Source organism: Virgibacillus salexigens, from assembly GCF_014905415.1.
Lineage (GTDB): Bacteria > Bacillota > Bacilli > Bacillales > Amphibacillaceae > Virgibacillus > Virgibacillus salexigens.
Genome location: NZ_BNEO01000210.1, coordinates 1 through 290 on the forward strand (window position 1 = coordinate 1; position 290 = coordinate 290).

Annotated in this window: 1 protein-coding gene; it reads left to right on the forward strand. The window is 38.3% G+C overall.

The window, feature by feature from the left end; all coding sequences use genetic code 11:
- Positions 1-290, forward strand: a 290-nt coding sequence (locus JKP73_RS22880; protein ID WP_200412062.1) for an undecaprenyl phosphate translocase family protein, incomplete at both ends; no start/stop codon positions are given.

Sequence of the window (290 nt, forward strand, 5' to 3'; positions counted from 1 at the left end):
ATTGGAGTCCTTCCGTATCTTTTACATAAGGCCGAAGCTAAGAGCAAATTTAAAGCAAACCATATTGTATTGTTAATTATTGGTGCGATTCTGGTTGGTTCTATGGTCTTCTTACAGGCTGGCGAAGGGCCAGTGATTACGGAAATGAATATGTCAACCTATATTTTATTTTTCTTTTCCGGTTTTATAGCAAGTAGTGCTATGATTTTACCTGGAATAAGTGGGTCATTTGTGTTGCTTGTCCTTGGCGCCTATCCTACTGTTATTGGAGCAGTAAGTAATATGCATGT